The 23,296-nt window shown below is 70.7% G+C and carries 23 protein-coding genes; 10 read left to right on the forward strand and 13 right to left on the reverse strand.

Annotated features, from left to right (window positions below; translation table 11 throughout):
* Positions 1-79: 79 nt before the first annotated feature.
* On the forward strand, positions 80-880 hold the full coding sequence (locus tag JHN45_RS35750) for a helix-turn-helix domain-containing protein (RefSeq protein WP_201053477.1): 801 nt from the start codon (positions 80-82) through the stop codon (positions 878-880).
* A 43-nt stretch (positions 881-923) separates the two neighbouring features.
* Positions 924-1,520: an exonuclease gene (locus JHN45_RS35755; RefSeq protein ID WP_200714195.1), complete on the forward strand. Its 597-nt coding sequence runs from the start codon at positions 924-926 to the stop codon at positions 1,518-1,520.
* Here JHN45_RS35755 and JHN45_RS35760 read toward each other — a convergent pair.
* From JHN45_RS35760 to JHN45_RS35790, 7 genes are all read right to left on the reverse strand, one after another.
* Positions 1,512-2,882 carry a nucleobase:cation symporter-2 family protein gene (locus tag JHN45_RS35760; protein WP_201053479.1) on the reverse strand — a complete coding sequence of 457 codons (1,371 nt, stop codon included), beginning with the start codon at positions 2,880-2,882 and terminating at the stop codon, positions 1,512-1,514. The genes JHN45_RS35755 and JHN45_RS35760 overlap by 9 nt on opposite strands.
* A 252-nt stretch (positions 2,883-3,134) precedes the next feature.
* Positions 3,135-4,514 carry an 8-oxoguanine deaminase gene (locus tag JHN45_RS35765; protein ID WP_201053481.1) on the reverse strand — a complete coding sequence of 460 codons (1,380 nt, stop codon included), beginning with the start codon at positions 4,512-4,514 and terminating at the stop codon, positions 3,135-3,137.
* A 10-nt stretch (positions 4,515-4,524) separates the two neighbouring features.
* Complete coding sequence (gene pucL, locus JHN45_RS35770) at positions 4,525-5,409, reverse strand: factor-independent urate hydroxylase (protein ID WP_201053483.1); 885 nt, start codon at positions 5,407-5,409, stop codon at positions 4,525-4,527.
* 5 nt (positions 5,410-5,414) lie between these two features.
* A complete protein-coding gene (uraH, locus tag JHN45_RS35775) occupies positions 5,415-5,822 on the reverse strand; it encodes a hydroxyisourate hydrolase (RefSeq protein ID WP_201053489.1) in 408 nt (135 codons plus the stop codon).
* Complete coding sequence (uraD, locus tag JHN45_RS35780) at positions 5,819-6,334, reverse strand: 2-oxo-4-hydroxy-4-carboxy-5-ureidoimidazoline decarboxylase (RefSeq protein ID WP_201053496.1); 516 nt, start codon at positions 6,332-6,334, stop codon at positions 5,819-5,821. The genes uraH and uraD overlap by 4 nt, the downstream gene beginning before the upstream one ends.
* Before the next feature lie 107 nt (positions 6,335-6,441).
* A complete protein-coding gene (locus JHN45_RS35785; RefSeq protein ID WP_093629992.1) occupies positions 6,442-6,810 on the reverse strand; it encodes a helix-turn-helix domain-containing protein in 369 nt (122 codons plus the stop codon).
* Positions 6,807-7,058, reverse strand: coding sequence for a hypothetical protein (locus JHN45_RS35790; RefSeq protein WP_200714189.1), 252 nt, complete (start codon positions 7,056-7,058; stop codon positions 6,807-6,809). The genes JHN45_RS35785 and JHN45_RS35790 overlap by 4 nt, the downstream gene beginning before the upstream one ends.
* Before the next feature lie 118 nt (positions 7,059-7,176).
* On the opposite strand from JHN45_RS35790, the gene JHN45_RS35795 reads away from it, so the two are divergent.
* The 3 genes from JHN45_RS35795 (at position 7,177) to JHN45_RS35805 (ending at position 9,618) form a co-directional block, all read left to right on the forward strand.
* Positions 7,177-8,016, forward strand: coding sequence for a TIM barrel protein (locus tag JHN45_RS35795; protein ID WP_201053502.1), 840 nt, complete (start codon positions 7,177-7,179; stop codon positions 8,014-8,016).
* A 22-nt stretch (positions 8,017-8,038) separates the two neighbouring features.
* Complete coding sequence (locus JHN45_RS35800) at positions 8,039-8,929, forward strand: 2-hydroxy-3-oxopropionate reductase (protein ID WP_201053510.1); 891 nt, start codon at positions 8,039-8,041, stop codon at positions 8,927-8,929.
* Positions 8,930-9,378: 449 nt separating this feature from the next.
* On the forward strand, positions 9,379-9,618 hold the full coding sequence (locus JHN45_RS35805) for a hypothetical protein (protein WP_200714186.1): 240 nt from the start codon (positions 9,379-9,381) through the stop codon (positions 9,616-9,618).
* Between the two features lie 79 nt (positions 9,619-9,697).
* Here the strand turns inward: JHN45_RS35805 and gcl are convergent, their stop codons facing one another.
* Positions 9,698-11,482, reverse strand: coding sequence for a glyoxylate carboligase (gcl, locus tag JHN45_RS35810; RefSeq protein WP_200714185.1), 1,785 nt, complete (start codon positions 11,480-11,482; stop codon positions 9,698-9,700).
* A gap of 193 nt (positions 11,483-11,675) precedes the next feature.
* On the opposite strand from gcl, the gene JHN45_RS35815 reads away from it, so the two are divergent.
* Positions 11,676-12,383 (forward strand): hypothetical protein, encoded by a 708-nt coding sequence (locus JHN45_RS35815; protein ID WP_200714184.1) that lies wholly within the window; start codon positions 11,676-11,678, stop codon positions 12,381-12,383.
* 238 nt (positions 12,384-12,621) lie between these two features.
* On the opposite strand, the gene JHN45_RS35820 is transcribed toward JHN45_RS35815, so the two are convergent.
* Together JHN45_RS35820 and JHN45_RS35825 are read right to left on the reverse strand one after the other, a co-directional pair.
* Positions 12,622-14,235 (reverse strand): AMP-binding protein, encoded by a 1,614-nt coding sequence (locus tag JHN45_RS35820; RefSeq protein WP_307783293.1) that lies wholly within the window; start codon positions 14,233-14,235, stop codon positions 12,622-12,624.
* A 20-nt stretch (positions 14,236-14,255) separates the two neighbouring features.
* Positions 14,256-15,932, reverse strand: coding sequence for an AMP-binding protein (locus JHN45_RS35825; RefSeq protein WP_200714182.1), 1,677 nt, complete (start codon positions 15,930-15,932; stop codon positions 14,256-14,258).
* A 125-nt stretch (positions 15,933-16,057) separates the two neighbouring features.
* Here JHN45_RS35825 and JHN45_RS35830 point away from each other — a divergent pair, with 125 nt between their 5' ends.
* The 3 genes from JHN45_RS35830 to JHN45_RS35840 all read left to right on the forward strand — a co-directional run bounded on the left by JHN45_RS35830 (position 16,058) and on the right by JHN45_RS35840 (position 20,879).
* Entirely contained in the window at positions 16,058-16,891 is an 834-nt protein-coding gene (locus tag JHN45_RS35830) for a response regulator transcription factor (RefSeq protein ID WP_201053518.1), read from the forward strand.
* Between the two features lie 172 nt (positions 16,892-17,063).
* A complete protein-coding gene (locus tag JHN45_RS35835) occupies positions 17,064-19,883 on the forward strand; it encodes an AAA family ATPase (RefSeq protein ID WP_201053525.1) in 2,820 nt (939 codons plus the stop codon).
* A gap of 204 nt (positions 19,884-20,087) precedes the next feature.
* A complete protein-coding gene (locus JHN45_RS35840; RefSeq protein ID WP_201053526.1) occupies positions 20,088-20,879 on the forward strand; it encodes a trypsin-like serine protease in 792 nt (263 codons plus the stop codon).
* Positions 20,880-20,985: 106 nt separating this feature from the next.
* Here JHN45_RS35840 and dmpI read toward each other — a convergent pair whose 3' ends face one another.
* Both dmpI and JHN45_RS35850 read right to left on the reverse strand, forming a co-directional pair.
* Complete coding sequence (dmpI, locus tag JHN45_RS35845; protein ID WP_200717528.1) at positions 20,986-21,168, reverse strand: 4-oxalocrotonate tautomerase DmpI; 183 nt, start codon at positions 21,166-21,168, stop codon at positions 20,986-20,988.
* Between the two features lie 91 nt (positions 21,169-21,259).
* Positions 21,260-22,126 (reverse strand): LysR family transcriptional regulator, encoded by an 867-nt coding sequence (locus JHN45_RS35850; RefSeq protein WP_200717529.1) that lies wholly within the window; start codon positions 22,124-22,126, stop codon positions 21,260-21,262.
* Between the two features lie 66 nt (positions 22,127-22,192).
* Between JHN45_RS35850 and JHN45_RS35855 the strand changes: the two genes are divergently transcribed.
* A complete protein-coding gene (locus JHN45_RS35855) occupies positions 22,193-22,840 on the forward strand; it encodes a LysE family translocator (protein WP_200717530.1) in 648 nt (215 codons plus the stop codon).
* Positions 22,841-22,859: 19 nt separating this feature from the next.
* Here the strand turns inward: JHN45_RS35855 and JHN45_RS35860 are convergent.
* A partial coding sequence (locus tag JHN45_RS35860; protein ID WP_201053528.1) for a DNA glycosylase AlkZ-like family protein occupies positions 22,860-23,296 on the reverse strand: 437 nt, incomplete at its 5' end.

Genomic DNA, 23,296 nt, shown 5'->3' on the forward strand with positions numbered 1-23,296 from the left:
ACGACGTCACACAGGCCCTAGGAGATTCCGGCACGTTCGGCGACCCGGTGCGGGCCGTCGGCGCGTTTACCGTGGAGGGGTGACGAACGCCGACGTGTCCGAACGGGAGTTGCCCCTGCCGGACGAGCTGCGCCCCTGGGTCTCGCGCATCGCCGACCTGACCGTGAACCGCTTCCCGGTGGAGCCGTTCGTCCACCTCCCGGACGCGGCGACGAAGTTGGTGGTCCGTGTGGAGGGGAACGGCCGCCGCAGTGTCCTCGTCGTCGGGCCGCGCGTCCGGGCCACGTACCACGCGGCCAAACACCTCGTGGGCTGCGCGGAGTTGCGGCTGACGCCGGGCACGACACGGCCGTTGCTGGGCGTTCCGGCCGTCGATCTCGTCGGCCGGGCCATGCCCCTGGGCGAGCTGCCCGGCCCGGCCGCCCGCCAACTGGCCGCGGAGCTGCGCGGGTTGGAGCCCGGGGCGGCGATCGGGCGACTCACGGATATCGTCCCCGCCCGCCTCTCCGCCGTCGCGGACTCCACGCGCGCCGAACTCGTCCGGGCCGGTGTCGACGCGATGTCGATCCGCACGGGTCACCTCCCGGGCCCGGTACCCGCCGTCGCCCGTGAACTCGCCGTCAGCGAGCGGCAGTTGCGCAATCTCTTCGCCGAGGGGGTCGGCCTCTCCCCCAAGCACTACGCCCGTATCAACCGGGTGCGTGCCGTGGTGGCCCACGCCACCGAACTCTCCTGGGCCGAACTCGCCACCGTCACCGGCTACTACGACCAGTCCCACATGACGTCCGACTTCCGCGCCCTGATGGGTGTCCCGCCCCGGTCGTACTTCACGGGCCGGCTCCCCGAGGCCATGCCCTGCCGGGCGGTCCGGGGCGGCTGAATTCGGGTGCGGGCCACCCCGTCCACCTGCGATGCTCCGGCCCATGGCCGCACGACGCGTCAAGCCCAGTCTGTACATCTCCGTCGACATCGAAGCCGACGGTCCGATCCCGGGCCCATACTCCATGCTGAGCCTCGGCGCGGCCGTCGCCGGGGCGCAGGACGCCGACGGGTTCACCGCGGCGGACCCGGAGAAGCTGACCTTCTACCGTGAACTGCGGCCGATCGGCGAAGAGTTCGTACCGGAGGCGCTGGCGGTGAGCGGACTCGACCGGGAGCGCCTCGGGCGCGAGGGTGCGGAACCTGGCGTCGCGCTCGCCGAGTTCAGCACCTGGGTACGCGAAGTCGCCGTGGGCGCCCAGCCGGTGATGTGCGGCTACCCGGCGTCGTACGACTGGATGTTCCTGTACTGGTACCTGGTCCGCTTCACCGGCGTGAGCCCCTTCGGGCACTCCGGCTGCCTCGACATGAAGACGCTGTACGCGGCGAAGGCCCGGCTGCCGCTGCGTGCCGTCGCCAAGGGCACGATGCCGCGGGAGCTGCTGTCCCGGCGGCGCCACACCCACCACGCTCTCGACGACGCGATCGAACAGGCCGAGCTGTTCGCCAACCTCATGGTGTGGCAGGGGAGTTCACCGTGACTCGCCGACGCCGTACGGGAGGAGCCTGCCGGTGTCGGCTGCCTCCTGTGTCTTCTGCCGTCGGCCGAGGTGGTTGAAGACCAGGTTCAGGGTCACCGCCGCCACGCAGCCTGTGGAGATGCCGGAGTCGAGGACGATCCTGATCGTCTGCGGGAACGCGTGGTAGAAGTCCGGTGCCGTGATCGGGATGATGCCGACGGCCAGCGAGACCGCCACGACCAGGACGTTGTCGCCCTTCTCGAGGCCCGCCTTGACCAGGGTCTGGATGCCGCTCGCGGCGACCGAGCCGAACAGGACGACGCCCGCGCCGCCCAGCACCGGGCGCGGTACGACGGCGATGAGCGACGCGGCCGTCGGGCACAGGCCCATCAGCGCCAGGAAGCCGCCGCCGGTGGCGACGACGTACCGGCTGCGGATGCGGGTCATGGCGACCAGACCGATGTTCTGGGCGAAGGCGCTGCACATGAAGCCGTTGAAGAGGGGGCTGATCGCCGAGCCGAGGGTGTCGGCGCGCAGGCCCGCGGCGATGGTCGCCTCGTCCGCCGGGCGTTCGACGATCTCGCCCAACGCCAGCATGTCCGCGGTGGATTCGGTCATCGAGACCACCATCACGACGCACATGGAGACGATCGCGGCGAGCTGGAACTGCGGTGCGCCGAAGTGGAAGGGGGTGGGGAAGCCGATCACGTCGGCGTCGGTGACCGGGCCGAAGTCCGTTGCGCCGAAGGGGATCGCGAGGAGCGTGCCGATCAACAGGCCGAGCAGGACGGCCACTTGCCTGGCGAAGCCGCGGGTGAAGCAGCGGAGGACCAGCACGACGACGAGGGTCGCCGCCGCGAGTCCCAGGTTGGTCGTCGAACCGTAGTCGTGTGCCGAGGGGTCGGGCCCCTGCGCCCAGCCGAAGGCGACCGGCAGCAGGGACACGCCTATGAGGGTGATCACGGTGCCGGTGACGACCGGCGGGAAGAAGCGGACCGCCCTGCTGAAGAAGGGGGCGGCGAGGAACCCGAGCAGGCCGGCGACGATCACCGCGCCGAAGATCACGGGCAGCGCGTCGGACTTGTCCTCGGTGGAGGCGGCGATCGCGGTCATCGGGGCGACCCCGGCGAAGGTGACGCCGTTGACGAAGGGCAGCCGGGCGCCGATCTTCCAGATCCCGATGGTCTGCAGGAAGGTGGCGAGACCCGCGGTGAAGAGGCACGCGCCGGTGAGGAAGGTGAGTTCGGTGCCGGAGAGGCCGACGGCCGCCCCGACGATCAGCGGCGGGGCGACGACACCCGCGTACATGGCGGCCACGTGCTGCAGGCCCGTGGTGGCCATCTTGAGTGCGGGTAGTTTCTCGTCGACGGGGTGAGCGGTCACTCGGTTCCTCCGGGTCAGCTAACACGTCGGCTCTGACGTGGGTTTTGTGGAGGTGGTGCGCGGTCGTGCGGGACCGGAGGACGGAACCCAACAAAAGGGATGGGTAAAGCCGTTCCGGGGCGCACACGTCCGTGCACGCCCCGGCCACGGCCACCGGATGAGGGCCGTCCCCCTCAACCGGAGATCATGGATCGGCCGACCGGATCAGCGGCGGGGCGACGACACCCGCCTACCGGCCGAACCGCCAACTGCTCAGCCCTGTGCGGCGATCCGCGCCAGCCGCCGGGCCTCTTCCCGTGTCGCGCGGGCGATGGCGTCCTCGTCGACGTGCAACAGGTGGTTGTTGTCGACGATCTGACGGCCGTTCACGAACGACGCGGTGACCGGGGCCGCCGCGCCGAAGACCAGCGCGGTCACCGGGTCGGCGATCGAGGCATGGGCCAGGGTGTCCAGGTTCCACAGCACCAGGTCGGCCAGCTTGCCCGGCTCCAGGGAGCCGATCTCGTTTGCGCGGCCCAGGACTTGGGCGCCGCCGTAGGTTCCGAGGCGCAGCGCCTGACGGGCGTTCAGGGCCGCTTCGCGGTGGGCGCCGAGGCGGTTGATCAGGAGCGCGTTGCGCAGTTCGGTGTGGAGTTCGCCGGACTCGTTCGAGGCGGTGCCGTCGACGCCGAGGCCGACCGGGACGCCGGCGGCGAGCATGTCGGGGACGCGGGCGATACCGGCGGCGAGGCGGGCGTTGGACGAGGGGCAGTGGGCGACACCGGTCTTCGTGCGGGCGAAGGCGGCGATGTCGGAGTCGTTCATGTGGACGCAGTGCGCCATCCACACGTCTTCGCCGAGCCAGCCGGTGGACTCGAAGTAGTCGGTCGGGCCCATGCCGAACAGCTCCTTGCAGAACTGCTCCTCCTCGACCGTCTCCGAGCCGTGCGTGTGCAGCCGCACCCCGAGCCTGCGGGCCAACTCGGCGCCCTGCTTGAGGAGTTCGGTCGACACGGAGAACGGTGAGCAGGGGGCCACGGCGACCTGGGTCATCGCGTCGAAGGAGGCGTCGTGGTGCTCCCGTACCGTCGCCTCGGTCGCGGCGAGGGCGCCCTCCAGGGTCTCGACGGCGAAGTCGGGCGGCAGTCCGCCGTCCTTCTCGCTGCGGTCCATGGAGCCGCGGGCCAGCGTGAAGCGGACGCCCATCTCGCGGGCGGCGCCGATGATGGCGCCGGAGAGGTCGCCGGAGCCCTTCGGGAAGACGTAGTGGTGGTCCATCGCGGTGGTCACCCCGCCGCGCGCCATCATCGCGAGCGAGCCCTGCGCGGCGGCGCGGACCATCGGCTCGTCGATGCGCGCCCAGGTCGGGTACAGCGCGACGAGCCAGTCGAAGAGGTTGTGGTCGGTGGCCAGGCCCCGGGTGATCCACTGGTAGAAGTGGTGGTGGGTGTTGACCAGGCCGGGGGTCACCAGGTGACCGCTCGCGTCGATGCGCCGGACCACATCGGTGAGCCCCTCGGGGGCCTTGCCCGCGCCGAGCGACTCGATGCGGTTGCCGGCGATGACGACATACCCGGTGGCGTACTCGGTGTCCTGGGCGTCGACGGTGGCGATGGAACAGTTCTCGATGACGATGCGCTCAACGGCTGCCATGGTGGGTCCTTCAGAGGTTGGTGAGGTCAGCCGGGATCTTCGCCTCACGGCCGTCCCGCAGGACGGTCGCCTCGATCAGGCCGTAGGGGCGGTCGGCGGCGAGGTAGACCTCGTTGTCGTTCTTCAGCCCGAACGGCGCCAGGTCCACAAGGAAATGGTGCTTGTTGGGGAGCGAGAAGCGGACCTCGTCTATCTCGTCGCGGTTGTCGATGATCCGCGAACCCATCTGGTACAGGGTCTGCTGGAGCGAGAGCGAGTACGTCTCGGCGAAGGCCTGGAGCATGTGCTGCCTGGTCCGCTCGTAGGAGGTCTCCCAGTCGGGCATCTCCTGTGCGTCGTCGGACCAGTTGAAGCGCCAGCGCCCGGAGACCTCGGTCGCGAGGATGCGGTCGTAGGCCTCGGGGAGGGTCGTGTACTTGTCCTTGACGTAGCCCCAGAACTCGGAGTCCGTCGAGTTGAGCACCGTCAAGTCCTTGAGCCCGGAGACGACTTCCCAGCTCCGGCCGTCGTAGGTGATCTGGGTGAGCCGGGTCTCCTGGCCCTTGCGGACGAAGGAGTGGCCCCCTGTCGTACGCTCCCAGGCGTACTCCTCTATCCGGATCCGCGCGTTCTTGATCGGCTCCTGGCTGGTCACGAAGTGCCGGGCGAGGTGGATGCCGAACTGCTCGGCGGACTCGATGCCGTGCTCCTTGGCGAACGCGTACACCGTGTTCTTGGTGGTGTCGGTCGGCAGCACGTTGGCGTTCGAGCCGGAGTAGTGGACCTCGTCCATGTCGCCGCTCAGCGACACGGAGACGTTCAGATCCTTGATGTGGTGGGTGGCGCCGTCCCGCGTGATCTTGACGACTCGGTTCTCTGCTTTGCCGTACTGGTTCTGTCCAAGAATCGTGGGCATGTCTGCTAGCTCCCTCGGTATACGGAGTAGCCGAACGGGTTGAGCAGCAGCGGTACGTGGTAGTGCTCCCCGGGCTGGACGGCGAACGTGATCGCCACCTCCGGGAAGAACACTCCGGTCGTACCGCTGTCCCGATTCGCGGGGGCGTCCTGCTGCGCATCGGCTTGCTTGTCGTCTGAACGCTCGAAGTACGGCTCCACCGCGAAGTCGAGCCGCACGTGTGTGGTGCCCGCCGGCAGCGCCGGAAGATCCTTGCACCGCCCGTCCGCGTCGGTCGCGGAACCGCCGAGCGCCTGCCAGTCCGCCGACGCACCACTGCGGGCGGCGAGTTGGACGGCGACGCCGACGGCGGGGCGGCCGATGCTGGTGTCCAGGATGTGCGTGGACACCGAGGCGGTGGTGCTGCTGCTCATGCCGCTTCTTCCTCTACGAGCTTGGCCAGCCGGATGCGGTTGATCTTCCCCAACTCGGTGCGGACGATCTCGCGTTCCCGCTCCGGCGGGTTGCCGATCCGTTCCCTGACCGCGTCGCGCATCTGCTCGCCGGTGCGGCCGGTGGCGCAGATCAGGAAGACATGGCCGAACCTCTCCTGGTACGCCAGGTTGAGGTCGAGCATCTCCGCCCTGAGCTCCTCGGAGGCGCCCGCCATGCCGCGCTGTTCGCGGGCGGAGGTGGGGTCGCCGGGCTTGGGGCGACCGATCGGCGGGTGGCCGGCCATCGCCTCGCCGAGATCCTCGGCGGTCAGGTCGGCCATCGCGGCGTCGCTCTCGGCGTAGAGGTTCTCGGGTCCGCCGTACGGACGGCCTGCGAGCAGTCGCCGTGCCCACGCCGTGGATGCGCACACCTCCAGGAGGGCGGCGAGGGCCGCGTGCTCCTCCAGGGCATTGAACCGGGCGAGGCCCGGCGGCGTGGATGTCGACGTCACGGGAGCCTCCGTGGCCTTGTGCTGATCGGGCTGGCTGTAGCTAACGCCCCTCGGCAACACCACGTCAACACTTTGTTGAAAATTCGGGGTAACAAGCGGGGAGCGGCTCAGCTCTCCTTCTCGCGGTTCAGGTAGTTGTACACGGTGAACCGGCTGACCCCGAGGGCGCTCGCCACGGTCTCCACGCCGTGCCGTACGGAGAAGGCGCCGCGCGCCTCCAGTATCCGTACGACCTCCTGCTTGGCCTTGCGGTCCAGGTCCGCGAGGGGCTTGCCCTTCTTGCGCTCCATGGCGGCCAGGATGTGGTCCAGCGAGTCCGCGAGCTGCGGCAGGCGTACGGCGACCACGTCGGCGCCCTCCCAGGCGAGCACGACGTCGTCGGGGCCGGCCTCGTCGGGCGGGACCAGCTCGCCGCCCATCGCGTCGACCAGCGGTTTCACGGCCGTGATGAAGGGCTCGTCCCCGAGGCCGGTCACCGGTCGCCCTCGCCGATCACGTTGAGCTGGAGCGAGATCCGGGTGGCACCGGCCTCCAGGGTCCGGCGCAGCAGCGCGTCGACGGCGGTGAGCACCGCGTCGGTGCCGCCCTCGGCCGTGTTGCCGAACGGCCCGACGTCCACGGCGTCCAGCTCCGCCCCCTCGATGACCTCCCTGGCGACCAGCGCATGCGCGGGGGCCTCGTCGAGGTCGAAGGGCTCTGTCGTGAACTCCACTCGCAATCGCACGCGCACAACCTAACGCGCGGCGCCGTTTTCCGCCGAGCCCCCTTGACAAGCTCCGACACCCGACGGCAATCTTCCATTAAGCAGAAACGATATTCCACGATGCGGAAGGAGCGCCCCGATGCCGGCATTTAAGTGGGACACAGCCGCAGACCAGCGCTTCAACGTCAACCTGTCGATCCTCTTCACCGAACTCCCGCTCCTGGAACGCCCCGCCGCAGCAGCCGCGGCGGGCTTCAGCGCGGTCGAGCTGTGGTGGCCCTGGGTCGACTCCCCCACCCCCGCGCCGTCCGAACTCGACGCCCTCAAGCGGGCGTTGGAGGACGCGGGCGTCCAGCTCACCGGCCTGAACTTCTACGCCGGACAGCTGCCGGGGCCGGACCGCGGCGCCCTGTCGATCCCGGGCGAGGAGTCGGAGCGGTTCCGCGCGAACATCGACGTGGCCGCCGACTTCGCGGGCTCGCTCGGCGCCACGGCGCTCAACGCGCTCTACGGCAACCGTGTCGCGGGCGTCGACCCGGCCGAGCAGGACGCGCTCGCGCTGGAGAACCTGACCCTCGCGGCCCGCGCGGCCGACCGGATCGGCGCGATCCTCCTGATCGAGGCACTCAACAAGCCCGAGTCGCCGCTGTACCCGCTCGTCAGCGCCCCCGCAGCCGTGGGAATCGTCGACAAGGTGAACGCCGCGACCGGCCTCGGCAACGCGCGCTTCCTCATGGACCTCTACCACCTGTCCATGAACGGCGAGGAACTCCCTTCGGTGATCGAGGAGTTCGCGGCGAAGACCGGCCATGTGCAGATCGCGGACAACCCGGGCCGCGGCGCCCCCGGCACCGGCACCCTCCCCCTCGAAGACCTCCTCGACCAGCTGAGGAAGGCCGGTTACGACGGCTGGGTGGGCCTGGAGTACAAGCCCGGCGACCGCCCGAGCGCCGAGGCCTTCGACTGGCTGCCCAACTGACCTTCACCGAAAGGCACTTCCGATGAGCAAGCTCCCCAAGGTCGCCTGGATAGGCCTCGGCATCATGGGCTCCCCCATGTCCGAGAACCTGCTCAAGGCGGGCTACGACGTCACCGGATTCACCCTGGAACAGGACAAGTTGGACCGCCTGGCCGCCGCCGGCGGCAGCGTGGCCGGCTCCATAGCCGAGGCCGTGCGCGACGCCGACGTGGTGATCACGATGGTGCCCGCGTCCCCGCAGGTCGAGGCCATCGCCTACGGCCCGGACGGCATCCTGGAGAACACGCGCGCCGGCGCCCTGCTGATCGACATGTCGTCGATCACCCCGCAGACCTCGGTCGACCTCGCAAAGGCCGCCGCGGACAAGGGAATTCGGGTCCTGGACGCCCCCGTGTCGGGCGGTGAGGCCGGTGCGATCGAGGCCGTGCTGTCCATCATGGTCGGCGGCGACCGGGCCGACTTCGACGAGGCGCGGCCGATCTTCGACGCGCTCGGCAGGACCATCGTGCTGTGCGGTCCGCACGGCTCCGGCCAGACCGTGAAGGCCGCCAACCAGCTGATCGTCGCCGTGAACATCCAGGCGTGCGCCGAGGCCGTGGTCTTCCTGGAGAAGTCGGGCGTGGACCTGGCCGCCGCCCTCGACGTCCTCAACGGCGGGCTCGCGGGATCGACCGTGCTGACGCGGAAGAAGGACAACTTCCTCCACCGCGACTTCAAGCCGGGCTTCCGGATCGACCTGCACCACAAGGACATGGGCATCGTCACGGACGCGGCCCGCAACGTCGGCGCGGCCCTCCCGGTCGGCGCGGTGGTGGCCCAACTCGTCGCGTCCCTGCGGGCGCAGGGCGACGGCGGCCTGGACCACTCGGCGCTGCTGCGCGCCGTAGAGCGCCTCTCGGGCGCGCAGCTCTGAGACTTCCGGGCGGTGCCGTCGCCGACATCTGTCCTGTCGCGCCCAGGCGGTGGCGCCGCCCGGAATCATGCCGGACCGAGAACCACAGACGGCCCGTGTGTGCCGGACGACCCGGATGAGGGGTGGTCGCCGGCACGGCGCGGGCGGGGCCAGGACCGCGGCGGAGTGCGAGCCAGTGCGGTGGTGAAGGTCCCGGGACCTCCTTCTCGACCTGAGAGAAGGAGCCCCGGTTCCGTCGCGACCGCCGCGGTCCCAGCCGAAACACCGGCCCGTGGCACCGGCCCGTGGCACCGACCCGAAGCACCCCTCCCCATGACCCCGTCCGGCGGCGCGAACGTCCTGTCGCGCCCAGCCTCGCGCCGTCGGACGGCCATCAGGACGAGCGCCGGAGACGGCGCTCTTCTGCGTTTCCGGGTGCGGATCCGCCGTACTCGCAGGAGCCTTGACGCATGACACAACCACCGACGGAGTTTCCGCACATCGTGGTCCACCCACCGGCCCTGGACGGCTCCCGTCGGGTCACCACCGGCGACGAGACGCTCGGCCTCGCCTCCCACCTGGACGACGTCGTCGAGATCCTGCGGCTGGCCGACCTGGACCGGATCGAGGTCGAGGAGAGCGATCTCATCGAGTGGCAGGGCGGCGGGCCGGAGGACTGGCCGGGGTTGTCGGAGCACCACGATCGGTAGGCCCGCGATCGACAACGCAGCCCCACACAAGAAAGGGGGCCGTCCCTCAAGGACGGCCCCCTGTTCCTCTCCCGCGGTCTCAGACCTTCAGCGTCCTGATCGACGTCGGCGCGTGGCCGGGCTCGGTCGCGATCTCCTCGAACTCCACCACCTCGCCGATGTCGTTCGTCCGGCTCATCGAGATGTTGGTGACGCGCTCCAGGATCGCCTCGACGACGACCGGCACGCGGAACTCCGCGGCGAGCTTCTTGGCCTGCTCGAAGGCGGTGCCGAGGTCGGCGGGGTCGGTGACCCGGATCGCCTTGCAGCCCAGGCCCTCGACGACCTTGACGTGGTCGACGCCGTAGACGCCCAGCTCAGGGGAGTTGATGTTCTCGAATTCCAGGTTGACCTGGAAGTTGATGTCCAGGCCGAGCTGCGCCTGCCGGATGAGGCCCAAGTAGGCGTTGTTCACCAGGACATGGACGTAGGGGATGCGGTGCTGGGCGCCGACCGCCAGTTCCTCGATCATGAACTGGAAGTCGTAGTCGCCGGAGAGCGCGACGACGGACGCCTCCGGGTCGGCCTTGGCGACACCGAGCGCGGCCGGGATCGTCCAGCCGAGGGGGCCCGCCTGGCCGCAGTTGATCCAGTGGCGGGGGCGGTAGACGTGCAGCATCTGGGCGCCGGCGATCTGCGAGAGGCCGATCGTGGAGACGTACCGGGTCTCCGGGCCGAAGGCCTTGTTCATCTCCTCGTAGACGCGCTGCGGTTTGATCGGGATGTCGTCGAAGTGCGTACGGCGCTGGAGAGTCGACCTCTTCTCCTGCGCCGAGGCCGCCCAGGCGGAGCGGTCGGGCAGGCTGCCTGCGGCCTTCGACTCCCTTGCCACGTCCACGAAGAGCTTCAGCGCCGCCTTCGCGTCGGAGGCGATGCCGTAGTCGGGGGCGAAGATCCGGCCGATCTGGGTGGGCTCGATGTCGACGTGGACGAAGGTGCGTCCGGCGGTGTAGACGTCCAGCTTGCCGGTGTGGCGGTTGGCCCAGCGGTTGCCGATGCCGAGGACGAAGTCGGACTCCAGGAAGGTCGCGTTGCCGTAGCGGTGCGAGGTCTGGAGGCCGACCATGCCGGCGTTCAGCTCGTGGTCGTCGGGCAGGGCGCCCCAGCCCATCAGGGTCGGGACGACCGGGACGCCGGTCAACTCGGCGAACTCGACGAGGAGTTCGGCCGCGTCGGCGTTGATGACACCGCCGCCGGCGACGATCAGCGGCCGTTCGGAGGCGTTGAGGAGCGCGAGCGCCTTCTCTATCTGGGGGCGGGTCGCGGCCGGTTTGTAGACCGGCAGCGGCTCGTACGTCTCCGGGTCGAACTCGATCTCGGTGAGCTGGACGTCGATCGGCAGGTCGACGAGGACCGGGCCGGGGCGGCCCGAGCGCATCAGGTGGAAGGCCTGCTGGAAGACGCCGGGGACCTGGGCCGCCTCCAGGACGGTGACCGCCATCTTCGTGACCGGTCCCGCGATGGAGGCGATGTCGACGGCCTGGAAGTCCTCCTTGTGGATCACGGAGGTCGGGGCCTGGCCCGTGATGCAGAGGATCGGGATGGAGTCGCCGGTCGCGGAGTAGAGGCCGGTGATCATGTCGGTGCCGGCCGGGCCCGAGGTGCCGATGCAGACGCCGATGTTGCCGGGGCGGGTACGGGTGTAGCCCTCGGCCATGTGCGAGGCGCCCTCGACATGCCGGGCGAGGGTGTGGTGGATACCGCCGGCGGCCTTGAGGGCGGCATAGAAGGGGTTGATCGCCGCGCCGGGGACGCCGAACGCGTCGCTGACGCCCTCGCGCTTGAGGATCTCGACTGCCGCGCGGGCAGCGGTCATACGAGCCATGGAGTACTCCTGCTTCGGCTGTCGGATTCGCGTCACCGTCGCGCCCCGCGGTGAGCAGTTCCGCATTGAGTTCCACATTGAGCTCCACAATGACTTCCGCATTGTGGAAAATAGATTCTACTATCTGGAAGAAATGTAAGTGGAGGCACGAAGGCCGTCAAGAGACGGACAAGCAGGGGTTTCCAGGAGGACGATGGGGCGCATGTCCGAGAGCGTGCCGGTGCGCTGTCCGGCCTGCCGACGTGAGCACGTCTATGCCGCGCCGTCCTATCCCTGTGTCTGCGGTGCCCCCGTGGCCCCGCCGCTCGATCCGCGCGGCGCGGCCACGGTCGTGAGCCACCGGGTCTGGGACGAGGACTGGATCGCGGTGCGCTGCGAGGCCTGTGGGCGGCTGGACGAGTGGCCGTACCCGGAGCTGGGCTGCCCGTGCGGGACCCTGCTGCGGATTCCCGTCGCCGGGGAGGAGCCGCCGGCGCAGCCGGCCGCGAGCGTCGCCATGGTCGACGCCGGCACCCGGGACCGGCCCGCGTTCCAGCCCGTCACGATCCGCACCGCGCGCGACGCGGTCACGGCCGCCGCGCTCTATCTGCGCTGGCTCGGCTATCGCGACATCCGCCGTGCCGACCAGCGGCCCCCGTCCGGCATCGGCCTGGCCGCCCGCGGCATCCTGGCGCAGGTGGACCCCACCGTGCGCCCCGCTTCACTCCGGGACGTGGAGTGCCTGTGGCTGACGGCGATGACGGAGTCCACGGGCTGCGTCTACTTCTCCCTGGCCGGCTACGCCGACGACGCCCGAGTCCGCGCCGACGCCCTCGGCGTCCCCCTCTTCGTCCTCGACCTCACGGGCACCCCCCAGCCGATGAACGAACCGGCCGACCAACTCGACGCGGCGGGCGGTTAGTTCGAGGGCCGCGACGACCTCGGCCGCTTCGCGGCGGCCGGCGACAGTCGACGGCCGGACCCCGGTGGACCGGACCGGCTGCGGAACGGTCCGGGACGGAGCCCACGGCCACCCGGCCGGGGCAGCGTCACGAGAACCCGCCGCGGACCGCCGGCTCCGCCCCGGAACGTCCTCGGGCACCCCGGCCGGTGAGCGACCCGGCCGACCAACTCGACGCGGCGGGCGGTTAGTTCGACGGCTACTGCGAGGAGTTGGCCCCAGGTCGGCTGTCCCGGACCGCCCGTTCGCGCAGTTCGATCTTGCGTACCTTTCCCGAGACCGTCATCGGGAAGGTGTCCATGATCTGGAGCAGGGTCGGGATCTTGTAGTGGGCCAGTCTGTTCTCGCAGAAGGCGCGGAGTTCCTCCAGGGTCGGCGGGGCGGCCGGGTCGCGTGGGATGACGCAGGCCAGCACCTCCTCGCCGTAGCGCTCGTGGGGCACTCCGACCACCTGGACGTCGGCGATCCTCGGGTGGGCGTAGAGGAACTCCTCGATCTCGCGCGGGTAGATGTTCTCGCCGCCCCGGATGATCATGTCCTTGATGCGGCCGACGATCTCGACGTAACCGTCCTCCCGCATCATCGCGAGGTCACCCGTGTGCATCCAGCGGCCGGCGTCGATCGCCTCTGCGGTCTTCTCGGGCTCGTTCCAGTAGCCGAGCATCACGCTGTAGCCGCGGGTGCACAACTCCCCTGCCGTGCCCCGGGGTTGGGTGACACCGGTGGCCGGGTCCACGACCTTGACCTCCAGGTGGGGCAGCACCCGGCCGACCGTGCCCGTGCGGTGCTCCAGGTCGTCCTCCCGCCGCGTCTGGAGCGAGACCGGGGACGTCTCCGTCATGCCGTAGCAGATGGACACCTCCGCCATGTGCATCTCGGCGACCACCCGTTTCATCACCTCGACCGGGCAGGGTGAGCCCGCCATGATGCCGGTGCGGAGCGAGGAGAGGTCGTAGCTCGCGAAGTCGGGGAGGTTCAACTCCGCGATGAACATGGTCGGTACGCCGTAGAGCGATGTGCACCGCTCCTGCTGTACGGCCTTCAGGGTCGCCGCCGGGTCGAACGACGGGGCCGGGATCACCATGCACGCGCCGTGCGAGGTCGCCGCCAGGTTGCCCATCACCATGCCGAAGCAGTGGTAGAAGGGCACCGGGATACAGACCCGGTCCTGCTCGGTGTAGGTGATCGACTCGCCCACGAAATAACCGTTGTTGAGGATGTTGTGGTGGGAGAGGGTGGCGCCCTTGGGGAAGCCGGTCGTGCCCGAGGTGTACTGGATGTTGATGGGGTCGTCGCAGGACAGTTCCGGGTACGGCTCGTCACCCGTGCCCCGGCTCAGCAGCGCGTCCCAGCTCGGGTCGCCGATGTACACGACCTCGCGCAACTCCGGGCACTTTCCCCGCACTTGGCCGACCATCGCCCGGTAGTCGCTGCTCTTGTGGGCGACCGAGGAGAACAGGACCGAGATGCCCGCCTGCCGGAGGACGTACTCGACCTCGTGGGTGCGGTAGGCCGGGTTGATGTTCACCATGACCGCGCCGATGCGGGCGGTGGCGTACTGGACGAGCACCCACTCGGGGCAGTTGACCGCCCAGATCCCGACCCGGTCGCCCTTCGCCACCCCGCTCGCGAGCAGCGCGTGCGCCAACCGGTCGACATCGGCGGCGAATTGGGCGTACGTCCAGCGCCGCCCGGACGGCACGTCGACCAGCGCCTCGCGGTCGGGCCAGGCGGCGACCGCCCGGTCGAGGTTGGTCCCGATGGTGTCGCCGAGGAGTGAAGTCCCGCTGGTTCCATGGCTGTACGAGTTCATCGGCGAGGTCGTCGGCGAGTTCATCGGAAGTCCTCCTCGCGGTACTCGGCGTCCGACCCCGCGGCCGTCGCCTCGCGCAGTTCGATCCGGCGGATCTTGCCGGAGACGGTCTTGGGCAGCTCGCCGAACTCCAGCCGCCGGATGCGCTTGTAGGGGGCGAGGACGTCCCGCGAGTGCTCGAACAGCACCTTCGCGGTGTCGGGCCCCGGCTCCCAGCCCGCCGCGAGCACGACGTACGCCTTCGGTACGGCGAGCCGCAGTTCGTCCGGCGCGGGCACCACGGCGGCCTCGGCCACCGCCTCGTGCTCCAGCAGCGCGCTCTCCAGCTCGAACGGGGAGATCTTGTAGTCGGAGGCCTTGAAGACGTCGTCGGACCGGCCGACGTAGGTGATGTAGCCGTCCTCGTCGCGGGAGCCGATGTCGCCGGTGCGGTAGTAGCCGCCGGCCATCGCCTCCGTCGTACGGTCCGGGTCTCCGTGGTAGCCGGTCATCAGGCCCACGGGACGGTTGGACAGGTCGAGCGCGATCTCGCCCTCGGTCGCGCCCGGGGCACCCGAGATCGGGTCGAGGAGTTCGACGCGGTAGCCGGGGCTCGGCCGGCCCATCGAACCCGTCTTCAGCGGCTGGCCGGGGCTGTTGGCGACCTGCACGGCGGTCTCCGTCTGCCCGAATCCGTCCCGGATGGTGACGCCCCAGGCCCGCCGGACCTGCTCGATGACCTCGGGATTCAGCGGCTCGCCCGCCGCCAGGGCCTCGCGGGGCGGGGTGCGCAGCTGGGTCAGGTCGGCCTGGATGAGCATCCGCCACACGGTCGGCGGGGCGCAGAACGTGGTGACGCCCGCGCGGTCCATCTCGGCCATCAGCCGGACCGGGTCGAAGCGCGTGTAGTTGTGGATGAAGACGGTCGCCTCGGCGTTCCAGGGCGCGAACAGGTTCGACCAGGCGTGCTTGGCCCAGCCGGGCGAGGAGATGTTGAGGTGCACGTCGCCGGGCTGGAGGCCGATCCAGTACATGGTGGCCAGGTGGCCGATCGGGTACGAGGTGTGGGTGTGCTCGACCAGCTTGGGGTGGGCGGTGGTGCCCGAGGTGAAGTAGAGCATCAGCGGGTCGTCGGCCAGGGTCGGGGCGGGGTCCCGTACGAAGAGGGAGGCGGAGGTGTCCCAGATCTCCTGGAAGTCCAGCCAGCCGGGCCGCTCCGCGCCGACCGCGACGCGGGTGTAGTCGCCCGGGACCTGGTCGAACTTTCCGGTGTCCTCGGAGCGCACGATCACATGCCGGACCCGGCCGCGGTCGACGCGGTCGCGCAGGTCGGCGGGGCCGAGCAGCGGGGTGGCCGGGATGACGACGGCGCCGAGCTTCATCGCCGCGAGGGCGGTGATCCACAGTTCGGTCTGGTTGCCGAGCATGACCAGGATCCGGTCCTCGGCGCGGACGCCCCGGGTGCGCAGCCAGTGCGCGGCCTGGTCGGAGCGGACGGACAGTTCACCGAAGGACAGCTGGATCTCGCGGCCGTCCTCCTCGACGATGTGCAGCGCGGTGGCGCCGTTGCCGTCGGCGATGACGTCGAACCAGTCGAACGCCCAGTTGAAGTGCTCGGGCCGGGGCCAGGAGAAACCCTCGTAGGCCGTGGCATAGTCCTCGCGATGCGCCAACAGGAAATCCCGCGCACTACGGAACGACTCGCTAGCCGTGGTCATCTGTCCTCCTAGTAACCGGACCATTGCCGGGCGGCTCTCTGACATCGTGTAATCCGTGATGTGGGTCTCACTACCCCCGTACGGGGGTGTGTGCAGCGGAACGGCCGCAATGAAGGGGCAAGCGGGTGGCGACGGACGCGGCGGGGATGGTGGAGATTCAGGCGGCACTGGTACGGCTCCGGCGCGGCACGGGGCTGCCGGTCGCCTTCGGCGGCCTGGTGGAGAGCGGCCGGCAGCAGATGCGCATCAGCGAACTGAGCGGCACGCTGACCCCGTCGCTGCGCGCCCTCGCGGTGAACTCGGGCAACGGCCTCGGCGGCAAGGCCGTCGCCCTCGCCCGCCCGTGCGCCGTCCTGGACTACTCCGCCTCCCGCCAGATCAGCCACGAGTACGACGCCCCGGTGGCGGCCGAGGGCCTGCGCGCGATCCTCGCGGTCCCGGTCGTCGTACGACGCCGGGTGCGCGGTGTCCTCTACGGCGCGCTGCGCACCGCCCAGCCGTTGGGCGACCGGATGCTGAGCGCGGCGATGGAGGCGGCCAGGGACGTGGAACAGGCGCTGGTGGTCCGGGAGGAGGTGCGGGAGCTGCTGAGCGCGGCCCGTCCGGCACCGGCGCCCGACCCGGCGGCGAGCGCGGTGTGGGAGCAGGTCCGGGAGGCGCACGCGGCGCTGCGGGCGCTGGCCCCGCGCATCCCGGATCCGGCGCTGCGGGCCGAACTCCTGGACGCCTGCGGCCTGTTGACCGCCGAGGCGGCCTCCGGGGAGGTGGAACTGGCGCCCCGGGAACTGGACGTACTGGCGTGTGTGGCGGCCGGGGCGACGAACGCGGTGGCGGCGGAGCGGCTCGGGCTACGGCCGGAGACGGTGAAGGCGTATCTGCGCTCGGCGATGCGGAAGCTGGGCGCGCACACCCGCGGCGAGGCCGTGGTGGCGGCCCGGCGGGCGGGGGTGCTGCCATGAGACGGGCCCGGGTGCGGGCCCGGGGACCGGCTCCGGTGAGGGCCGTCTATTCATTCATCGGAGCTTTGAATTTCCTCCTGTCACACGGTTGTTATTTCCCTCACGACCCCGTCCATCCGAATTTCAAGGACTGATTGCCTAATATTGGCCCGGACACGACACGAGGGGAGCGGTGACCGTGCGACGGGACTTCAAGGAGCCTGCCAGATGCCGCCCCGACCTGGTCATCGGCCGGGAGGAGATGTTCAACGCCGCCCGTGAGCAGCTCGCCGGCGGTGGCAGTGTGCTGCTCCACGGCCCCGCCGGAATAGGAAAGTCGACCGTCCTGCGGGCGCTGAGCGCGGAATACGGCGACTCGGCGCGGACCGTGTTGCGCTGCTCGGCCACGGAGTCCGAATCGCACCTCCCCTTCCTGGCCCTCGCCGACCTCCTCGGTCTGGTCCTCGACGAGGTGTCCGAGCGGCTGCCCGCCGCCCAGCGCACGGCACTGGAATCCGCGCTCACCGGACGCGGCGAGTCCTCCCTCCAGCGCGACGGACTCGCGCTGCGCCTCGCCGTCCTGTCCGCGCTGCGCGCACTCGCCACCGACGGCCCCGTCCTCGTCGTGGCGGACGACCTGCAGTGGCTGGACCCGGCCAGCGCGGAGCTTCTCGGCTTCGCCGCCCGCCGCCTCGGCGACACCCAGGTGCAGATGATCTTCGCGGTGCGCACCGAGGGCCAGGAGTACGACCGCTATCTGAACGCCTCGCCGCCGGACACCCTCGCGTTCCGGCTCAACCCGCTCTCCCGAGCCCAGGTCTCCGCGCTGCTCGACGACCGCGGCTACACCGGACTGCCCCGCTCCACGGTCCGCGAGATCCACCGCACCAGCGGCGGCAACCCGCTGTTCGCGCTGGAGCTGGGCCGCGCCCTCGCCGAGAACCCGACCCCGCCGAGACCCGGCGAGCCGCTGCCCGTGCCGACGTCACTACGCGCGTTGGTGCTGAGCCGGCTCGACATGCTGCCCGCCGAGGCCCGCCGCACCCTGCTGGTCGCGAGCGCCGGCGCCCGTCCGACCGTGGCCCTGCTCCAGACCGCGGGCCGCGAGAACGCCGAGGCCGAGACCGCCCAGGCCGCCGAACTCGGCCTGCTGGCAACGGAACCCGAGGGTCCCGCCGTACGGTTCGCGCACCCGCTGATCTCCGCCGCCCTGTACGCGGAGGCCCCCGCGCAGGAGCGGCGGGCCGCGCACGCGGCGCTGTCCACCGCGGCCTCCGACCCCATCGAGCGCGCCCGGCACCTCGCCCTCGCGACCACCGGCACCGACCCGGAGGTCGCCGCCCGGCTCGCCGAGGCCGCCACCCTCGCCCGTGACCGCGGGGCGCCCTCGGTCGCCGCCTCCCTCGGACTGCTGGCCGCCCGGCACACTCCGGGCGACAGCGTGCCCGGGCCCGACGAGCGGCGGTTGCAGGCCTCCGAGGACGCGATCACCGCGGGCGAGCTGGACCTCGCCCGGGACATCGCGCGCGAGGTGCTGACCCGGACCTCGGTGCCCGCCGAGCGGGTGCGGGCCTGGATCATCGTCATCGACACGGCCGGCCACTCCATGGCGGACGTCGACGCCGTCTTCCCGCAGGCCCTCGCCGACGCGGGCGACGACCCCCGGCTGCTCGCCCTGGTCCGGTACCAACTGGCCTGGCGCGCCCTGCTCGTGGAGGGCGACTTCGCCGAGGCACGGGCGGAGACCGCGCGCTCCGCCGAACTCGCCGCGCTCGCCGGCGACCGGCGCACCGAACTCCTCGCGCTCTCCTTCCAGGCACAGGCCGAGACCCTGATGGGCCATCCGGACGCACCCCTCACCATCAAGCGCGCGCTGAAGGAACCCCAGGACCCGAGAGTGGCGTGCCATCACAACGGCGCCGGTTCGGCCCGCTTCCGCTGGCTGGTGATGAGCGATCAGCTGCCGGAGGCCCGCGCCACCATCACCGCGCTGCTGCGCGAGGTGCGGCGGCGCGGCTCGGTGGAGAGCGAGGTGCACTTCCTGCGCGGCTTCGCCGAGACCGAACTGCGCTCCGGGCACTGCGGCCGCGCCCTCGACCTGGCCCGCGAGGGCCTCAGGCTGGCCCGCGACTCCGGCATCGGCCAGACCGCGTCCGCGATGCTCACCGCGCTCGCCGAGGCCTCCGGCGGAGACGTCGAGGAAGCCCTCGCCCTGGCCCGGGAGGCGGTCGAGCACGCCGAGGAGGACGGCGACCAGATGTATCTGTCCCGGGCCCTCGGTGCCCTGGGATACGCCCAGTTGGTCGCCGGGGACGCCCACGGGACCGTCCGCTCGCTGCGCCGGGTCCGCGAACTGGAGCAGGCTCTCAAGGTGACCGACCCGGCACGCGGACGCTGGCACGGCGACCTCGCCGAGGCCCTCGTGCGGATCGGCGAGACCGCCGAGGCCCAGGACGTCATCGACGTGACCCGCGAACGCGCCCTGCGGCTCGGCCGCGAGAGCGTCCTCGCCGTACTCGACCGCGCCGAGGCCCTGGTGCGCGCGGCCCGCGGCGAACACGACGCCGCCGTGGCACAACTGACGTCCGTTCAGGACCGGCTCGCCAAACTCGGCTACGGCCTGGAGGAGGCCCGCGCCGCCTTCGCGCTGGCGTCGCTGCGCACCGGACAGCCCGGCCCCACGTCGTACGACGAGGCGACCCGCCTCTTCCGCCGCTGCCGGGCGCTGCCCTGGCTGCGCCAGGTGGACGAGGCCGCCGTCACCCGCCCGCCGGAGCCCGCGCCCGCGGCCACCCCCGCGCCGCCCGCCCTGGACGGACTCGACGGGCTGGCCTCGATGGAGCGTCAGGTCGCCGCGCTCGTCATGGAGGGCGCCACCAACCGGGAGATCGCCGCCCGGCTGTTCATCAGCGTCAAGACGGTCGAGGCCACGCTGACCAGGGTCTACCGGAAGCTGGGGATCCGCTCGCGGGTGGATATCGTCCGACTGGCGGCGGGGCGCCGTCCGAACTGAGGACCCTACGGGTTAACTGTGCGGCGACCGAGGGTTTTCCCTGCCCAACTCCCCTAGGGGGTTCCCTCATTGGGAGCAGGGTGTGCCTGGTTCTAGCTTATGGGTGTGCCGCTCGCCCGGGCATACGGGGGTCGGTCCCGCGACCCCCGTTGCACACCCCCACACCCGCGCGACCCCCCACCGGCAACCCTAATGAGGAGACTCATGTTCGGGCTCAACCGCGCCAAGAGAACCACCGCAGTCGTCGTAGCAGCCGCCGCTGCCGCAGCGACCGCACTGCTCAGCGCCCCCACCGCTGTGGCAGCCCCCCAGCCCATCGTCGGCGGTTCCACGACCACGACGACGTCGTACCCGTTCGTCATGCAGATCACGGACGCCTCGCAGAACCAGTTCTGCGGCGGCACGCTCGTCTCCGCCACCAAGGTGATCACCGCGGCTCACTGTATGGTCGGCGAGACCACCAGCAGCGTGCGCGTGGTCGGCGGCCGTACCTACCTCAACGGTACGAACGGCACCGTCAGCAAGGTCAGCAAGATCTGGATCAACCCCAGCTACACCGACGCCACCAACGGCGACGACGTGGCCGTGCTGACCCTCTCGACCTCGATGCCGTACACCACGGCGTCGTACGTCTCCTCCTCCCAGACCAGCGTGTACGCGGCCGGCACCACCGCCCGCATCCTCGGCTGGGGCACCACCTCGGAGAACGGCAGCTCCTCCAACCAGCTGCGGACGGCGACCGTGCCGATCGTGTCCGACACCAGCTGCAAGAGCTCCTACGGTTCGGACTTCATCGCGTCCGACATGGTTTGCGCCGGATACACATCCGGCGGCGTAGACACCTGCCAGGGCGACAGCGGCGGTCCCCTGCTCATCGGGGGCGTCCTGGCAGGGATCACTTCTTGGGGCGAGGGGTGTGCCGAGGCGGGCTACCCGGGTGTCTACACCCGGCTGACCACGTTCTCCACCCTGGTGACCACACAGGTCAACTCGTAACCCGGAAGGTCTCCTGAGTACACCTCAGGGAAGAACCAGGGTGCGTTGCGGGCTTCCACGAGCAGCCCGCAACGCACCCTATCCATGTGCGGGACAAGTGGTCCGGCTACTTGTCGGCGATGAGCTGTCCCGCCGCTCCCCAGCTGTCGGCGGGCACCTCGTGGATCCACACCTGCACGGTCTCGGCGGGGATCTTGTACGCGTCGACGAAGGCGTCGGTGACCCGCTTGACGAGGTCTCGCTTCAGCTCGACGTCACGCGGTCCCTGCTGGATGGTCACGATGGGCATGCTGAACTCCCTTGAGTCTGGCTCCTGTTCGGTGACTCCAGTTCATCGCGTCGGCCGTCCCCGACCAAGAAGCAGCTCGCGACCGCAGCGATCAGTTCTCGTGATCGCCGCAGGCCAGCAGCAGGGTGTCGAGATGCGGGGGCGTCCGCGTGGCATGCACGGCGAGCCCCGTCGAGAGGGCCAGCCCCGGCGCCGCGAACGGCACGAAGGCCACACGCGGGTGGTGCAGCACGCGCGCGTGGGAGCCGTAGACGACGGTCCACAGCGGGCGGGTGCCGATGGTGGCGAGGGTGTCCTGGAGGGACCCGCTCACCGGTCCGGGCAGCGGTTCGAAGCCTGCCCGGTGACAGGCGCCGACGACGAGATCGACCAGTGCCGGGTTGTTCCGCCGCTCGGTGAGGGCGAGGGGCAGCGCGGCCAGTTCGTCGACGCGGATCTCGGGGCGCCGGGCCAGCGGATGCGAGGCGGGGACGGCTGCGACAAGGGGATCGGGCCACAGGGGCAGCACCCGTACGCCCGGCACCGGCTCCACGGCCCGGACGAACGCGGCGTCCAGCTGCCCACCCGCGACCCGCGCGAGCCGCTCCCCGACGGGCAGCGAGAACAGCTCGACGGGCACGTCCGGTGCCCGCTCGGCGAACGCGCCGAGGACCCGGTCCAGATGCGCGCCGAGCCCGGTACTGGTCCCGATCCGCAGCCCCGGCGGCGGCGCGACGGCGGCACGGGCCCGCTCGGCGGCGGCCAGCACCGCCCGCGCCTCGGGCAGCAGCCGCTCCCCCGCCCCCGTCAGCCGCACCCGCCGGGGCGACCTGTCGAACAGCTCGGCGCCCAACTCCCGCTCCAGCCGCCGGACTTGCTGACTGACCGCCGACTGCACGATGTGCAACCGCTCGGCGGCCCGCCCGAAGTGCAGCTCCTCGGCGACCGCGACGAAGTACGTGAGCTGCCGCAATTCCATGGGTCCGACTCTAGAGGGGGCTCCTGGACTCCTGTTTCAATGAGCGCCCTGATGGGAGTGATGGCCATGGTGTCCACGGACCGTTTCCTCGCCTTCGCGGCGATGTCGTTGCTGGTGATCGTGATCCCGGGGCCGAGCGTCCTGTTCGTCATCGGCCGCGCGCTCGCCCACGGCCGCCGTACGGCGGTGGCGACGGCGATCGGCAACGTCTTCGGCTCGTACCTGCTGGTGACGGCGGTGGCGTTCGGTATCGGCTCGCTCGTCGAACGCTCGGTCGCGATCTACCTGACGGTGAAACTCGCGGGCGCGGCCTACCTCGTGTACCTCGGGGTCCAGGCCTTCCGCCACCGCAAGGACCTGAAGGCGTCGGCGATGCGGACGGCCGCCGCCACGGAGCCGCGCGGCGACCTCCGCACGGTTTTGGACGGCGCCCTGGTCGGCGTCACGAACCCCAAGGGCGTGGTGTTCTTCGCCGCCGTGCTCCCCCAGTTCGTGAACCACTCGGCGGGCCATGTCCCGCTCCAGATGCTCCTGTTGGGCCTGATCCCGATCTCCATCGGCCTGGTCACGGACACCCTGTGGGGCCTGACGGCCTCGGCTGCCCGCACCTGGTTCGCCGGCTCCGACCGCCGCCTGTCCCTGATCGGCGGCGCGGGCGGCTTCACGATGATCGGCCTGGGCGTGACGGTCGCGGTGACGGGCCGCGCGGACTGAACCTCTACCGCCCTGACCTCTACTGCCCTACGACGGTCCCGAACCGGATGTCGTACGACGTCCCCTTGTGCATGGTGTCGAGCATCCGCGCCCCTTCGGCGGTGACCTCGTCGCGCTGGGCCTTGGTCAGTCGGCCGAAGGGTTCGACGACGAGGTGGCCGTCGCCGTCGTCGATCTTCCAGACCCCGGCGAGAAAGCCGTCGACGAGGAACGTGCGGTGGGCGACGTTGCCCTGCCAGGCGCGGCCCCAGTACTCGGCCGGTACGACCCGGGTGCGGGCGGCGTGGGAGAGGAGCAGGTTGTCGAACTCGGGCAGGAAGCGCGGCGGGGCCGCGGTGTCGGCGGCGGGGCGGGGCGCGTCCGGGAGGTCGAAGAGTTCGACGCCGCTGGGATCGTAGAAGGTGACGAGTCGCGGGCGCAGCCGGTCGAAGGCCTCGCGCAGCCGGGTCAGGCCGG

Source organism: Streptomyces sp. MBT53, assembly GCF_016654115.1.
Lineage (GTDB): Bacteria > Actinomycetota > Actinomycetes > Streptomycetales > Streptomycetaceae > Streptomyces.

Excerpts from the sequence above, each read along its gene's own strand:
- JHN45_RS35755 (WP_200714195.1), top strand. The coding sequence starts at position 924 with ATGGCCGCACGACGCGTCAAGCCCAGTCTGTACATCTCCGTCGACATC.
- JHN45_RS35765 (WP_201053481.1), bottom strand. The coding sequence starts at position 4,514 with ATGGCAGCCGTTGAGCGCATCGTCATCGAGAACTGTTCCATCGCCACC.
- pucL (WP_201053483.1), bottom strand. The coding sequence starts at position 5,409 with ATGCCCACGATTCTTGGACAGAACCAGTACGGCAAAGCAGAGAACCGA.
- uraH (WP_201053489.1), bottom strand. The coding sequence starts at position 5,822 with ATGAGCAGCAGCACCACCGCCTCGGTGTCCACGCACATCCTGGACACC.
- JHN45_RS35795 (WP_201053502.1), top strand. The coding sequence starts at position 7,177 with ATGCCGGCATTTAAGTGGGACACAGCCGCAGACCAGCGCTTCAACGTC.
- JHN45_RS35800 (WP_201053510.1), top strand. The coding sequence starts at position 8,039 with ATGAGCAAGCTCCCCAAGGTCGCCTGGATAGGCCTCGGCATCATGGGC.
- JHN45_RS35805 (WP_200714186.1), top strand. The coding sequence starts at position 9,379 with ATGACACAACCACCGACGGAGTTTCCGCACATCGTGGTCCACCCACCG.
- gcl (WP_200714185.1), bottom strand. The coding sequence starts at position 11,482 with ATGGCTCGTATGACCGCTGCCCGCGCGGCAGTCGAGATCCTCAAGCGC.
- JHN45_RS35815 (WP_200714184.1), top strand. The coding sequence starts at position 11,676 with ATGGGGCGCATGTCCGAGAGCGTGCCGGTGCGCTGTCCGGCCTGCCGA.
- JHN45_RS35820 (WP_307783293.1), bottom strand. The coding sequence starts at position 14,235 with ATGAACTCGTACAGCCATGGAACCAGCGGGACTTCACTCCTCGGCGAC.
- JHN45_RS35825 (WP_200714182.1), bottom strand. The coding sequence starts at position 15,932 with ATGACCACGGCTAGCGAGTCGTTCCGTAGTGCGCGGGATTTCCTGTTG.
- JHN45_RS35840 (WP_201053526.1), top strand. The coding sequence starts at position 20,088 with ATGTTCGGGCTCAACCGCGCCAAGAGAACCACCGCAGTCGTCGTAGCA.
- dmpI (WP_200717528.1), bottom strand. The coding sequence starts at position 21,168 with ATGCCCATCGTGACCATCCAGCAGGGACCGCGTGACGTCGAGCTGAAG.
- JHN45_RS35850 (WP_200717529.1), bottom strand. The coding sequence starts at position 22,126 with ATGGAATTGCGGCAGCTCACGTACTTCGTCGCGGTCGCCGAGGAGCTG.
- JHN45_RS35855 (WP_200717530.1), top strand. The coding sequence starts at position 22,193 with ATGGTGTCCACGGACCGTTTCCTCGCCTTCGCGGCGATGTCGTTGCTG.